The following is a 12,948-nucleotide window of genomic DNA, read 5'->3' on the forward strand; positions in this document are numbered from 1 at the left end:
GCCCCCGGTGGTAAAATGACCGGCATGGCAGGCCCCTGCTCACGTTACTGTGAACTCTCGGTGACATCGGGGCTATCCAGCGTGACAATCAGCGGCACATGGTCGGACGGGCGCTCCATGGCGCGCTCGGCCCGGTCGGGTGTGGCCTGCGTCAGGCGCTGCGCCACACGGGGGGACAATAGCATGTGGTCGATTCGTAACCCGTTGTCCCGGTCCCACGCGCGGGCCTGATAGTCCCAGAAGGTATAGGCCGTGCCTGTGGGGTGCAGGGCGCGCAGGGCATCGGTCAGCCCCAGCCAGACCAGACGACGCCAGGCGGCACGGCTTTGCGGGCGCACCAGTGCGTCCTCCGGCCCCAGTGCGCCGGGGGCGCAGTCCTCCGCCGTGGGGCAGATGTTGTAGTCCCCCGCCAGCACAAAGTCGGTGTCGGTGGCCAGCAGGCTTTGGGCGCGGGCTGTCAGCGCGTCCAGAAATTCCAGCTTGGTGGCATAGCCTGCCTCCCCGCCGGAATTGCCGTTGGGCAGGTACAGGTTGCCCAGCACCAGCCCCTGGGTGCGGACTTCCACATAGCGCGCCGCTGGGTCGGTAAAGCCGGGCAGGGTGGTGGTTGTGGTTTCAAACGGGCCGCGCACCAGAGTGGCCACGCCATTATAGCTTTTCTGCCCCACAGCCACGCTGGCATAGCCCAGAGCCTCAAACACATCGGCGGGAAACTGCGCCGTTTCGCATTTGATTTCCTGCATCATCAGCACATCGGGGCGGACGCGCTCAAGCCAGTCCGCCACCAGCTGCTGGCGCTGGCGGACGGAATTGACATTCCATGTCGCGATTTTCATGCGAGGGAAAAGCTGGTGCCGCAGCCGCAGGACGAGGCCGCATTGGGGTTGCGGACAGAAAAATGAGCCCCCATCAGCTTGTCAGCAAAGTCCAGCTCGGCATCGGCCAGCAGGTCCAGGCTTGCGGGGTCCACCACCACCACGGCGTCTCCCCGTTCGATTCGGGTGTCGTCCCCGGCAATTTCGGTCGGGCCGACCAGAATGAAACGGTATTGGAAACCGTTGCAGCCCCCGGCCTCCACGGCCACGCGCAGGGCCACGGGGGCTGGTGTGCTGGCGGTTGCTTCGGCCTGCTTGCGAGCGATCACGCTGGCAATGCGGGCTGCGGCGCTGTCCGAAACGGAAAAGAGGGGGGCTGGCTGTGTCATGTCTGATTAGATAGTCCGCCCGCGGCCCGGTTTGAAGGGGTAAAGCAGCACCGGATGGTCAACTTTACCACCATGGCCTAGGATACGGGCCAGCACGGACGCACCCCGCCGGACGGGCGGGCCGCGCCCATGCCCAGCAAGAGGACCATGCCCCATGCTCCAGCCCGCCGATCGCCCGCCACTTGTGCCCTATGCCGTTCAGCCGGGGGAAGGCCGTGGCCGCCGCCTGTATGACGAGCCCACGTCTCTGACCCGGTCCCCCTGGCAGCGCGACAGGGACAGGGTGGTACATTCCTCCGGCTTCCGGCGGCTGCAATACAAGACGCAGGTTTTCATCAACCATGAGGGTGATTTTTTCCGCACCCGGCTGACCCATTCTCTTGAGGTTGCACAGGTGGCGCGGTCCATGGCGCGCTACCTCCAGCTTGACGAGGACCTGACCGAGGCCGTGGCGCTGGCGCATGATCTGGGCCACACCCCGTTCGGCCACGCGGGGGAGGATGCGCTGGCAGCCCAGATGCAACCCTGGGGCGGGTTTGACCATAACGCCCAGGCGCTGCGGCAGGTCATGCTGCTGGAGCGGCGCTATATGGCCTTTGATGGGCTGAACCTGACATGGGAAACGCTGGAAGGGCTGGCCAAGCACAACGGCCCGGTGCGGCGGCCCTCGCTCCGGCTGGCGGAAATGGATGCGCTGTTCCCCCTCGATCTGGGCACCTATGCCTCGGCCGAGGCACAGGTGGCGGCGCTGGCGGATGACATTGCCTACCACGGGCATGATCTGGACGACGGCGTTAAGGCGGGCCTGCTGTCTTTGGATGATTTGCAGGATGTGCCTCTGGTTGGCGGCGCGCTGGCCGAGGCAAGGGCGCTGGCGGTGGATATGCCTGCCTCCGACCCGCGCACCCTGCGGCGTATCCGCCACGAAATGGTGCGCCGGGTCATTCATGCTCTGGTCTCCGACGTGCTGCGCTGCACCCGCCAGCGCCTGGCTGATCTGGCACCACGGAGTGTGGAGGATATTCGGGCCGCCTCCGCGCCCGTTGTGGCCTTTAGCGAGAGCATGCACGAGGCCAATAAGGGGATTCGTAAATTCCTGTTCGCCCGTCTCTACCGGCATTGGAAGGTCAACCGCATGACCCACAAGGCCCGCCATGTCACGGGGGAGCTATTTACGATTCTGACGGAGTCGCCGACACTTTTGCCAGCCGACTGGCAGCGTGCCATTCCACAGGGGGACGAGGCCGGCCTGCACCGCACGGTGGCCGATTATGTGGCTTCCATGACCGACCGTTACGCCATGCAGGAACATAGGCGGTTGACGGACCTCTCGGTTGCAGGCTGATAACGCCTCTTCAGCGCCTTACTCTTATGGGATTGAGTGTTTCATGTCAGACTGTGTGTTCCAGCGTTATCGTCATCATGTGCTCGCCACCGTGCGGAGCCTGCTGCCCGACGTGCCGGAAGAGACACTGGCCCGTGTGGAACTGACCCCCACGCGTGACCCCGCCCACGGGGACATGGCCACCAACGCCGCCCTGCTGCTGTCCAAGGCAGCACGGCGCAAACCTGCTGATATTGCAGCCGATCTGGTAGCCGCCCTGTCCAAGGTGGACGGCATTGCCGCCGTTGCCGCCGCCGGGCCGGGGTTTGTCAACATTACCCTCCAGCCTGCGGTGCTGCGCGGCATGCTGCCCGTTGTCCTGCGTGCGGGCGAGGCCTATGGCACGTCCACACTGGGGGCAGGCACCAGTGTGAATATTGAATATGTGTCAGCCAACCCCACGGGGCCGATGCATGTCGGCCATTGCCGTGGCGCGGTGGTGGGTGATGCCCTGTCCCGTCTGATGTCCAAGGCCGGGTTTGATGTCACGAAGGAATTTTACATCAACGATGCAGGCACACAGGTGCGGGCACTGGCCTGGGCTGTGTACTGGCGTTACCTTCAGGCTCTGGGCACCAGCCTGACGCAGGAGGATTTTTCCGCCCTTGCGCCCGGTGGGTTGCAGTATATGGGGGACTACCTCATCCCCGTTGGGGCCGAGTTGATGGCCCGCTATAAGGGGGAACTGGCCGAGATCGCTGATGACGGTACTGCCCGCCCCGCGCCCGAGGTCACATGGCTGGAAACCGTGCGCGGCTTTGCCGTCGCCCATATGCTGACCGCCATCCGTGAGGATCTGGAACTGCTGGGCGTGCACCATGATGTCTTTACCTCCGAGGCCGAACTGCTGGCCCGTGGGGTAACGGATGCCGCCATTGCCAGGCTGGAAGGCCAGGGCCTGCTGTACGAAGGCGTGCTGGAGCCCCCCAAAGGCAAACTGCCCGAGGATTGGGAGGAGCGTGAGCAGCTTCTGTTCCGTTCCACCAGCTTTGGGGACGATGTTGACCGCCCGCTGCGTAAGTCCGATGGCACCAATACCTACTTCGCCAACGACATTGGCTGCCATGCCGACAAGGTGGCCCGTGGCGGTCAGGTGCTGATTGACGTGTGGGGCGCTGACCACGGCGGTTATGTCAAACGCATGAAGGCGGCCGTGCGGGCGCTGACGGACGATGCCGTGCCGCTGGAAGTGGTGCTGTGCCAGATCGTGCATGTCATGCGGGACGGCCAGCCGGTCAAGATGTCCAAGCGGGCAGGCACATTCGTGACCCTGCGTGACCTGTTGGACGAGGTCGGGCGTGACGCCGTGCGCTTTACCATGCTGACCCGCAAGAGCGATGCGCAGATGGAGTTCGACCTCGACCTCGTGGTGGCCCAGCAGAGGGATAACCCGGTCTTTTACGTGCAGTATGCCCATGCCCGCTGCCGTTCTGTCCTGCGCTCTGCGGCGGCAGAGGCTGTGTATGGCCAGATCGGGGACGAGGCTCTGGCCACGGCAGAGCTGGACAGCCTGACCTCGGATGCTGAAATGGCATTGGTGCGCCGCCTGGCCGAATGGCCCCGTATGGTGGAAGCCGCAGCCCTTGCGCGTGAGCCGCACCGTGTGGCCTTCTATCTTGCCGATGTGGCGGGCGACTTCCACGCATTGTGGAACCGCGGGCGGGACGATGCCTCCCTGCGCTTCCTCCAGCCTGATGCGGTGGAGGCAACGCGTGCCCGTCTGGCGCTTGTGGCAGCAACGGCAACGGTTATCCGTTCCGGCCTTGGTGTCATGGGTGTGGACCCTGTAGAGGAAATGCGCTGATGCGTGATGATGGTCAGACAGCCAGCGCGACGGATGACCGGATCAGCCGCGCGCGGGAGCGGATGAGCATGGATTATGAAGACACCCCCGTCCGCCCGGAAAAAGATCAGCCTGGGCTGATCACCCGTTTTCTGGGCAGTGATTCGGGCACACGCCGCCTGGCTTACGGGGCGGCGGGCCTGGGTGGTCTGCTGGTGCTGGGTATTGGTGGCTGGGCGCTGCTGGGCCACCGCCAGCAGGGTATTCCTGTCATGGGGCCGCCGTCGGTGCCCGTCCGCACCCGGCCGGTAGACCCCGGCGGCATGCAGCTTGATGCCCCCGGCATGGGGGACGAGGCAGAAGGCCAGCATACCCAGCCCGTACCAGCGCCTGAAAAGCCTGACCCGGCCGCTCTGGCGGCAAAATATGGAGCCAACACCCCGGCCCCCGGCACGGCTGCGGCCCCCTCGGCGGCCCCGGCTACCCCCGGCACGCCAGATGGCGCAGCCCCCGCTGTGGTGCCACCCCCGGCTACGGGTGCGACCCCCACGCCGGGTGCTGCCCCCAGCCCCAATGCGCCCGCAGCCCCGGCAGCGGAGGAGGACGCCAACGCCCCCGGTGCGGAGGAGGAAGGCGATAGTGCTGCCGCTGCTGCCCCCACAAGCCAGCCCGCCAGCCCGGTGGCTGAAGAGGCAGCCAAACCCGCGGCTGCCGCACGCCCGGCCCCAGCTCCGGCTACTCCGGCCCGGTCAACCCGGCCGGAGGCTACAGCCAGTGCGGCCCCTGCTGCCAAGGGCGGGCGCTATCAGGTTCAGCTTGCCGCGCTGCAAAGTGCGGAGGACGCCAACAAGGAATGGAGCCACCTGAAAGCCCATTACGCCACACTGTTCGGGGACAAGACACCCGCCATCATCCGTACCGAGCGCAATAACGCCACCTTCTACCGCCTGCGCGTGACAGGCTTTGCGTCGGTGGCTGATGCCCGCACATTCTGTGGCGAGGTGCGCGAGCGTGGCATGGCCTGCATGGTCGCCCGCCAGTAACCATTAGGCGACAGACTTATGGATGCTGGACCCGGGCCTGACCCGTCCACACTGGAGGACGGCCACGGCCCCCGCGTGCCCCTGCTACGGCTGGAGGGGTTCGAAGGGCCGATGGACCTGCTGCTTGACCTCGCACGGGCGCAGAAGGTGGACCTCGCACGTATTTCCATCCTGCAACTGGTGGAGCAGTATCTGGCCGTGCTGGATCAGGCCCGCCAGGTCAGGCTGGAACTGGCGGCGGACTGGCTTGTCATGGCGGCATGGCTGGCATGGCTGAAATCACGCCTGCTGCTGCCCCCTGATGATGAACTGGCCGTGGAGGGGGAGGAGGCTGCCGAACTCCTGCAGGAACGGCTGATGGAGCTGGCCCGCATGGGCCAGCTTTCCCGCTGGCTGGAACTGCGGCCCCGTCTGGGGCGTGATGTGTTTGCCCGTGGTCAGGCCGAAAACCTGACCGAGGTTGACCGTTCCGGCCTGGCGCTGGACATGCCGCAGTTGATGCGCGCCTATATGGCGGTCATGCGCCGTGGGGCGCGCAAGCGTGTCTATGCGCCCAGGCCCATCCGCTTCTGGAGCGTGCGTGACGCGCTGACCCGGCTGACCCGCCTGCTGGGGCAACTGCCGACAGGGGGCTGGAACGCGCTGGATTCCTTCATGCCCGAGGTGCTGCCGGAACAGGCGGAGGGCGATGTGGCGGTGCGCCAGCGCCGTGCGGCTCTGGCGGGCACCTTGCTGGCCGGGCTGGAACTGGCCCGCGCAGGCAGGCTGGAACTCCGGCAGGACGAAATATTTGGCCGTATCCTCCTGCGCCCGCACGACCGGGAGGATACCGGCATGGACGAGACAGACGGACAGGAAGAGGAAGGGGGCGCATGAACATCATGACTATGGATGAGACCAAGGGCGCACCCCCGACGGCGACCGACCCTGTGGTGCCGGAGGAAGCTCTGCGGCTGGCCGAGGCGTTCATTTTTGCCTCGGCTGATCCTGTCAGCCCACGCAGGCTGGCCGAATTGCTGGAGGCCCGGCAGTTCATGCCCGGTGGGCAGGACGACCTGGGGGCGTTTGTGGCCGCAGTCCTGCGCGGGCTGGAACAGCGCTATGCCACCAGTGGCGTACGCCCGGTGGAGGTCGCCGGGGGCTGGCAGTTCCGCACCGCACCCGATCTGGCCCCGATGCTGACCCGTGTGCTGGAAAAGCCCCGCCGTCTGCCCCGCGCGGTGATGGAAACCCTGGCCATTATTGCCTACCACCAGCCCTGCACCCGTGTTGAGGTGGAGGAAATACGAGGCGTCAGCCTTGGCCAGACCGTGCTGGATACCTTGATCGAAGCCGGGCTGATTGCCCCGCGTGGCCGTAAAGAAGTGCCGGGGCGGCCTGTGCTGTGGGGTACCACGCCTGATTTTTTGCGCTGCTTTGGCCTGCGCGCCCTCTCCGACCTGCCCCGGCGGGAGGAACTGCTGGTGGAGGTGCCAGAAACCGCCAGTGCCCGCGCGCAGGAACAGGCGGAAATCGTATTCGGCACCACGGCCCCGGCGGAAGTGCGCCCCGCAGGGCAGGCCCCCAGCGCGCCGGACGAGGGGGATGGTGCCGCAGTCGATGCGGTTTCCCCTCCCGAACCGGCATGATAGACACGGGGATGGTCGTGTCCGGGTCCGGGGCACGGGCGGGCAGGAGCGGGGTTGTGCATGTTTGATTTCGCCTGGTCTGAAATCGCGCTGATTGGTGCGGTCGCACTGGTGGTCATTGGCCCCAAGGACCTGCCCGTGGCTATTCGTGCGGTGTCAGGCGGTATCAAGAAAGCACGCCGCATGGCCGGAGAGTTTCAGTCCCATCTGGATGAGATGGTGCGTGAGGCCGATCTGGGCGATGTGCGGGACCTCAAGAACCTGAACGTGCGCGGCAGCCTGATGAAAGTGCTGGACTCCGATGGCAGTCTGGCCCGTGCCGTCGCCCCCCCTGCACCGCTGGTGGACTATCCGCTGCCCGCAGGCCCGCGTGCGCTGGATGCAGCCCCCCCCATAGCCAGCACCCCCTGGGTGGACAGCGTGGCGTCCTACGAGGATGAAACTTCCAACGTGTCCGAAGCCGAGGTGCAGGCCGCCCCGCTGGAACTTCCACCGGGCATTGTGCGCCGAATTCTTAACGAACGCGACCGGCTGAACCCGCCCGCCATTCTGCCGCCGGTGCGTGTTGTGCATGGCCAGCGCGCGGTAGCGCCGGGGCGGTTGCCGGGGGCCGGGCACGACCCGGCGGCATGACAGGCAGACAGGCTGAAATGAGCGAGAACACACAGGGGGGCGAAGACCCCATTCACGACCAGCCCATGTCCCTGCTGGACCATCTGCTGGAGCTGCGGCGCAGGCTGCTGTGGTCGGGGCTGACCTTTATCCTGTGTTTTGCCCTGTGCTACCATTACGCGCAGGCTATCTACCTGTTTCTGGCACAGCCGCTGGGCGACATCATGCGCCAGCAGGGCGAGCAGCCGCACCTGATCTACACGGCGTTGTATGAGGCATTTTTTACCTACATCCGTGTGGCGCTGTTCGGGGCGGCCTTTCTGTCCTTTCCCATGATCGCCATTCAGGCGTGGATTTTTATTGCCCCCGGCCTGTACCGGTCCGAAAAGCGGGCGTTTGCACCGTTTCTGGTGGCAACACCGGTGCTGTTTGTGGCCGGGGCCGCGCTGGCCTATTACTTTATCTTCCCCATTGCGTGGCGGTTCTTCCTGTCCTTTCAGACACTGGGGGCGGGCACAGGGGTACAGATCGAACTTCAGGCCAAGGTGTCGGAATATCTGACACTGGTGATGAAGCTGATCATGGCCTTTGGTGTGGCGTTTGAACTGCCGGTGGTGCTGACCCTGCTGGCCCGGGCGGGCATTGTTACCTCGGCCATGCTGCGCCGGGTGCGGCGCTACGCCATTGTCGGGGCGTTTGTGGTGGCGGCTATTCTGATGCCGCCCGATGTGATTACCCAGGTGGGTCTGGCCGTGCCGCTTGTGCTGCTGTACGAGGTGTCGATCCTGTGCGCCCGGCTGGTTGAACCGGCACGGCTCACCCGCCAGACCGAAGACGAGACGACACCAGAGCAGGAGGCTCCCTGACCCATGCACGACATTCGCGCCCTGCGGGCTGACCCCGCTGCATTCGACGCAGACCTGGCACGCCGTGGCCTGCCGCCCGTGGCGGAGCAGTTGCTGGCCTGGGACGAGCAGCGCCGACAGGCCCAGACCACCCTGCAGGAGCGTCAGGCCCGCCGCAAGGCGCTGGCGCGTGATGTGGGGCAGTTGAAGCGGACTGGCGGTGACACCGCCGCCCTTGAGGCGGAAGGCATTGCCCTGCGCGCCGAAATGGAAGCACTGGAAGAGGCCGTCAACGCGCTGGAAACCCAGAGCACGGCCCTGCTGGCCAACCTGCCCAACAGGCTGGACGCCACCGTGCCCGATGGCGCGGATGAAAGCGGCAATGTGGTGCAGCATGTCTGGGGCACCCCGCGAGACTTCAGCTTTACGCCGCGCCAGCATTTTGAACTGGGGGAAACCCTGGGCATGATGGATTTTGCCACGGCCTCCCGCCTGTCCGGCGCGCGTTTTGTGGTGCTGCGCGGTGCCCTGGCACGGCTGGAGCGCGCACTGGGCCAGTTCATGCTGGACCTGCATGTGACCGAGCATGCCTATGAGGAAACACTGGTGCCGGTGCTGGTCAATGATGACGCCATGTATGGCACCGACAAACTGCCCAAATTTGCCGACCAGTCCTTTCGCACGGAAGATGGCCGCTGGCTGATCCCCACCGCCGAGGTGCCGCTGACAGCCTCTGTCAGTGGTGAGATTCTGGACGGTGCCGTGCTGCCCCTGCGGATGACGGCGCTGAGCCAGTGCTTCCGCAGCGAGGCCGGGGCCGCCGGGCGTGATGTGCGCGGGATGCTGCGCCAGCACCAGTTTGAAAAAGTGGAAATGGTGTCTGTCACCACTCCCGAGGAGAGTGCAGCCGAGCACGAGCGCATGACCCGCTGTGCCGAAACGGTGCTTGAACGGCTGGGTATTCCCTACCGGCGGGTTCTGCTGTGCGCGGGCGACACAGGCTTTGGCGCGGCCCGGACTTACGATCTGGAGGCCTGGCTGCCCGGTCAGGGGGCCTGGCGCGAAATTTCGTCCTGCTCCAACACGCACGACTTCCAGGCCCGCAGGATGAACGCCCGCTTCCGCCCGCAGGCCGGTGCTGCCCCGCAGTTTGTGCATACGCTCAACGGGTCCGGGCTGGCAGTAGGCCGCACGTTGATCGCAGTGATGGAAAACGGACAGAACGAGGACGGCTCCATTACCGTGCCAGAGGTCCTGCGCCCCTACATGGGCGGGCTGGAAACAATCGCCCCGTAAAGTAGAAGGCTGCCCCGACCATGCTGCACAAGCCTATGGTGTTTCTGGCCCTGTCCATTGTGTCTGAAATGGTGGGCACCACCTGCCTTGCGGCATCGCAGGGGTTTGCCCGCTGGGTGCCTGCGGCCATCAGCCTTGTGGCGTATGGTGTTGCGTTTTACTGCCTGTCCATACCGCTCAAGACCATGCCTGTGGGGGTTATCTACGCCCTGTGGGCTGGGGCCGGGGTTGTGTTGAGCGCGCTTGTGGGGCTGGTGGTGTTCAGGCAGACACTGGACGTACCCGCCCTGCTTGGTATCGTGCTGATTGTGGCGGGGGTGCTGGTGGTCAACCTGTTCTCGCACTCCGTCCATCACTGAGTCAGGTGCCGGGGGGCGCACCACCGGGCTTTGTGGCGTACTTTAATAAGCGGGAAACAGCCGTGCCTGTGCGTGTGACAACAGCCCTCATGGGGGTGCTGCTGGTAGGGCTTGCGGGGTGTACCGCCCCTTTGCGCCCGTCGTCGTCGTCCGACCAGTCGGGGTCGTTTGACCAGCCGGGCCGGGGCGAGCCAATCCGCAACTTCCCCTACAAGGCCGGGATTGATTTCGCCCATCTGGAAAATGATCATGCTGATTGCGAGGTCGCAGCCTCGCAACGGGTGCCGCAGAGCATGAGCACCCAGTCCATGCCCGCCTATACCGTGCCCGAGCAGACATTGTGCAACCAGTTTGGCGCACGCACCGTCTGCCGCCAGACTGGCGGGCAGGTAACCGGGGGGCAGGTTTACACGATTGATGTCAACGCCCCTGCCCGGCGGCAGGTGTATGAGCTGTGCATGACGCACAAGAACTATCAGTTCGTCACCCTGCCTGCCTGCTCACGGGGTACGGATCTGTCCACCCAGGGTAAGGATACCGTGCTGGGGTCGTTTTCATCCTCCACCTGCTATCAGGTCTTTTCCTCTGGCGGTTTCGCCATTGGGGAGGATTAAGGCTCCCTGTCCAGTGTGGGTGGGGTTATGGCCTGTATGACCAGAGCCGGGGTGAGCAACTGCGGCAGCGTGACCTCCGCACCATGGGCAGGAACAAACAGATAAAACGGCACACCATCGCGCCCGTGCTGGCGCAGGAAGGTGGTTATGGCGGGGTCATGCCGTGTCCAGTCGCCGCGCAGCAGAGTTACGCCGTCGCGGGCAAAGGCGGCCTGTGTGGCGGGGGTGTCCAGCGCTACACGCTCGTTGATCAGGCAGGTAATGCACCATGCGGCTGTCATGTCGATAAAGACAGGTTTGCCCGCATTATGCAGGGCTTCCAGCCGGGATTGGGAAAAAGCTTCCACTCCGGCGTGCTGCGCCATGCCACCCAGACTGGCCACAGGCGGGGCGGACTGGTGGCGCAGGGCCGGCAGCAGGCTGAACGCCCCCAGCATGACCAGCAGCGCCAGCCCCCGCAGGGTGGTGTTGCCCCGGCTATTGCCCTGGGTGGCCTGTAGCCGCTGCGCCAGCCCATACAGCCATGCCGCCAGCCCCAGCAGCAGCAGGCCAGAGGCAACAAGCAGGGTTGTCGCCCCTGAACCTTCCAGCGTTGCTACCCATAGGAGCCATACACAACTGCCCAGAAGCGGAAAGGCCAGAAACTGGCGTACATACACCATCCATGCCCCCGGCCGGGGCAGGGCGGCGGCAAGTCTGGGGGCATAGGCCAGCACGACAAAGGGGGCGGCAAGGCCAGCCCCCAGGGCGGCAAATATGGCCAGCCCCGCAACCGGCGGGCCTGACAGAGCCCCTGCCATGGCCACCCCCATAAAGGGGCCGGTGCAGGGGCTGGCGACGACCACCGCCAGCAGCCCGGTCAGGATGTCATGCCAGGGCCCGCTGCGGTGTGTGGGCAGGCTGAGGGCCGGGCCGGTAAAGGTAAAAACATCGAGCAGGTTCAGCGCCATGCCAAACAGCAGCCAGCACACCATGGCGACAAACAGCGGGGACTGAAGCTGAAACCCCCAGCCTATGCCGTCCCCAACAAAGCGCAGCCCCATGATCAGCCCGCCCAGCAGCACAAAACCGGCCAGCACACCGCCGCCATAGCCAAGGGCTGCATGGCGCTGTGTCCGCAGTTCGGCCCCGCCAAGGCGGACAAGAGCCAGTGCCTTCATGGCCAGAATGGGAAACACGCAGGGCATGAGGTTCAGCAGCAGCCCGCCCACGAACCCGAAGGCCAGCAGCTTGGCGAATCCCGCGGTCGAGAAAGTGTCTTCCGGCGTGGCGGCGACCGGCTGGGCATGAATGCTCAGGGCTTCCTCCGAGCCAGCCGGGTCTTTGAGAACAACCAGCCCGTCCAGCGCCTTGCCCTGTGGGAAGTCGGCTGCGGGGTGCAGGTGCAGGATCACACGACCCTGGCGGATGGTGGGCGCTTGTGGGGTGGCCTCGGTAATCTGCCCCCGGTCCTGGGGCAGAAACCACGCATCCATGACGGCATGGGGCCCAAGTTCCGGCCCCAGCAGGGTCAGCGTGCCAGTGGGGCTGATGGTGGCAGGGTAGGGGGAGGGATGGGGTGAAAACCGGGCCACCGTGTCAAACAGCGGTGCCTGAATGGAGGGCTGCTGGGGGCCGGTTTTGATATCGAGGGTAAAGTCGGCCTCCTCTGGCACGCAGGACTGGGCGCAGACCAGCCAGCTTGCGTGGGCGTTCAGGGTGGTCAGCCCCCCTTCCGCCGGGTTGGGGGCTGCGGCGGCCAGAGGCAGCAGCAGGGGCAACAGCGTGTCCCCCGTATAGGCGTAGGAAATAAGCGATCCTTCACGGATACGGGTGGGGGTGGGCCACAGGATTGTCTGTGTTGTGCCAGCCAGCGCGCCACTGGCGGTTACGGTTATGGTTGCAGGGTCGCCCGCATCGCCAGGGTTGCGCCAGTAGGTATGCCAGCCCCTGTCAAGCTGGAGCCGCAGCCCCACGCGTAACGGTGCGTTGGGCATGGCCGTGTTGGAATAGGTCAACAGGCTGGCGATGGCATGCCCGGTGCGTATGGGCAGGCTTTCACCCGCATGGCTCCGGGGCGCACAGGCAACCCAGAGCAGCATGGCCACAGCAACGGCATAGAGCCACAGGGCCGCCCGCTGGCGGGCAGGTATGGGGCTATGGCCCAAGGGGGGCGGGCTGGGGCCGGTCATGCCGCAGGG

General features: G+C 65.4%; 13 protein-coding genes. 10 read left to right on the forward strand and 3 right to left on the reverse strand.

Translation table 11 applies throughout. The features are described from left to right. Positions 1 to 44: 44 nt before the first annotated feature. A complete protein-coding gene (gene xth, locus FLP30_RS06145; protein ID WP_149279033.1) occupies positions 45 to 836 on the reverse strand; it encodes an exodeoxyribonuclease III in 792 nt (263 codons plus the stop codon). Further along, positions 833 to 1,204, reverse strand: a complete 372-nt coding sequence (locus tag FLP30_RS06150) for a HesB/IscA family protein (protein ID WP_149279034.1) — start codon at positions 1,202 to 1,204, stop codon at positions 833 to 835. Before FLP30_RS06150 ends, xth begins: the two co-directional genes overlap by 4 nt. A 154-nt stretch (positions 1,205 to 1,358) precedes the next feature. On the opposite strand from FLP30_RS06150, the gene FLP30_RS06155 reads away from it, so the two are divergent. From FLP30_RS06155 to FLP30_RS06200, 10 genes are read left to right on the forward strand one after another with little or no spacing between them, the layout of a single operon-like run. Next, on the forward strand, positions 1,359 to 2,549 hold the full coding sequence (locus FLP30_RS06155) for a deoxyguanosinetriphosphate triphosphohydrolase (protein ID WP_149279035.1): 1,191 nt from the start codon (positions 1,359 to 1,361) through the stop codon (positions 2,547 to 2,549). A gap of 43 nt (positions 2,550 to 2,592) precedes the next feature. Next, a complete protein-coding gene (gene argS, locus FLP30_RS06160) occupies positions 2,593 to 4,392 on the forward strand; it encodes an arginine--tRNA ligase (protein WP_149279036.1) in 1,800 nt (599 codons plus the stop codon). Beyond that, positions 4,392 to 5,414: an SPOR domain-containing protein gene (locus FLP30_RS06165; protein ID WP_149279037.1), complete on the forward strand. Its 1,023-nt coding sequence runs from the start codon at positions 4,392 to 4,394 to the stop codon at positions 5,412 to 5,414. Before argS ends, FLP30_RS06165 begins: the two co-directional genes overlap by 1 nt. An 18-nt stretch (positions 5,415 to 5,432) precedes the next feature. Further along, complete coding sequence (locus tag FLP30_RS06170; RefSeq protein ID WP_149279038.1) at positions 5,433 to 6,290, forward strand: segregation and condensation protein A; 858 nt, start codon at positions 5,433 to 5,435, stop codon at positions 6,288 to 6,290. After that, the gene (gene scpB / locus FLP30_RS06175; RefSeq protein ID WP_408834558.1) at positions 6,287 to 7,042 is read left to right on the forward strand and encodes an SMC-Scp complex subunit ScpB; all 756 of its coding nucleotides are present in this window, start codon (positions 6,287 to 6,289) and stop codon (positions 7,040 to 7,042) included. The genes FLP30_RS06170 and scpB overlap by 4 nt, the downstream gene beginning before the upstream one ends. A gap of 60 nt (positions 7,043 to 7,102) precedes the next feature. Next, positions 7,103 to 7,675, forward strand: a complete 573-nt coding sequence (gene tatB, locus FLP30_RS06180) for a Sec-independent protein translocase protein TatB (RefSeq protein WP_149279039.1) — start codon at positions 7,103 to 7,105, stop codon at positions 7,673 to 7,675. A 17-nt stretch (positions 7,676 to 7,692) separates the two neighbouring features. After that, positions 7,693 to 8,520 carry a twin-arginine translocase subunit TatC gene (gene tatC, locus FLP30_RS06185; RefSeq protein ID WP_149279040.1) on the forward strand — a complete coding sequence of 276 codons (828 nt, stop codon included), beginning with the start codon at positions 7,693 to 7,695 and terminating at the stop codon, positions 8,518 to 8,520. A gap of 3 nt (positions 8,521 to 8,523) precedes the next feature. Then, positions 8,524 to 9,795, forward strand: coding sequence for a serine--tRNA ligase (gene serS / locus FLP30_RS06190; RefSeq protein ID WP_149279041.1), 1,272 nt, complete (start codon positions 8,524 to 8,526; stop codon positions 9,793 to 9,795). 20 nt (positions 9,796 to 9,815) lie between these two features. Further along, on the forward strand, positions 9,816 to 10,154 hold the full coding sequence (locus FLP30_RS06195) for a DMT family transporter (protein ID WP_149279042.1): 339 nt from the start codon (positions 9,816 to 9,818) through the stop codon (positions 10,152 to 10,154). A gap of 32 nt (positions 10,155 to 10,186) precedes the next feature. Continuing rightward, positions 10,187 to 10,768 carry a hypothetical protein gene (locus FLP30_RS06200; RefSeq protein WP_149279043.1) on the forward strand — a complete coding sequence of 194 codons (582 nt, stop codon included), beginning with the start codon at positions 10,187 to 10,189 and terminating at the stop codon, positions 10,766 to 10,768. Here the strand turns inward: FLP30_RS06200 and FLP30_RS06205 are convergent. Further along, complete coding sequence (locus FLP30_RS06205) at positions 10,765 to 12,939, reverse strand: protein-disulfide reductase DsbD family protein (protein ID WP_246856614.1); 2,175 nt, start codon at positions 12,937 to 12,939, stop codon at positions 10,765 to 10,767. The genes FLP30_RS06200 and FLP30_RS06205 overlap by 4 nt on opposite strands. Positions 12,940 to 12,948: the final 9 nt, after the last annotated feature.

Source organism: Acetobacter vaccinii (assembly GCF_008365315.1).
GTDB lineage: Bacteria > Pseudomonadota > Alphaproteobacteria > Acetobacterales > Acetobacteraceae > Acetobacter > Acetobacter vaccinii.

What these genes read in the sequence shown, in the direction of transcription:
- xth (WP_149279033.1), bottom strand. Translation starts at nt 836, where the DNA reads ATGAAAATCGCGACATGGAATGTCAATTCCGTCCGCCAGCGCCAGCAG.
- FLP30_RS06150 (WP_149279034.1), bottom strand. Translation starts at nt 1,204, where the DNA reads ATGACACAGCCAGCCCCCCTCTTTTCCGTTTCGGACAGCGCCGCAGCC.
- FLP30_RS06155 (WP_149279035.1), top strand. Translation starts at nt 1,359, where the DNA reads ATGCTCCAGCCCGCCGATCGCCCGCCACTTGTGCCCTATGCCGTTCAG.
- argS (WP_149279036.1), top strand. Translation starts at nt 2,593, where the DNA reads ATGTCAGACTGTGTGTTCCAGCGTTATCGTCATCATGTGCTCGCCACC.
- FLP30_RS06165 (WP_149279037.1), top strand. Translation starts at nt 4,392, where the DNA reads ATGCGTGATGATGGTCAGACAGCCAGCGCGACGGATGACCGGATCAGC.
- FLP30_RS06170 (WP_149279038.1), top strand. Translation starts at nt 5,433, where the DNA reads ATGGATGCTGGACCCGGGCCTGACCCGTCCACACTGGAGGACGGCCAC.
- scpB (WP_408834558.1), top strand. Translation starts at nt 6,287, where the DNA reads ATGAACATCATGACTATGGATGAGACCAAGGGCGCACCCCCGACGGCG.
- tatB (WP_149279039.1), top strand. Translation starts at nt 7,103, where the DNA reads ATGTTTGATTTCGCCTGGTCTGAAATCGCGCTGATTGGTGCGGTCGCA.
- tatC (WP_149279040.1), top strand. Translation starts at nt 7,693, where the DNA reads ATGAGCGAGAACACACAGGGGGGCGAAGACCCCATTCACGACCAGCCC.
- serS (WP_149279041.1), top strand. Translation starts at nt 8,524, where the DNA reads ATGCACGACATTCGCGCCCTGCGGGCTGACCCCGCTGCATTCGACGCA.
- FLP30_RS06195 (WP_149279042.1), top strand. Translation starts at nt 9,816, where the DNA reads ATGCTGCACAAGCCTATGGTGTTTCTGGCCCTGTCCATTGTGTCTGAA.
- FLP30_RS06205 (WP_246856614.1), bottom strand. Translation starts at nt 12,939, where the DNA reads ATGACCGGCCCCAGCCCGCCCCCCTTGGGCCATAGCCCCATACCTGCC.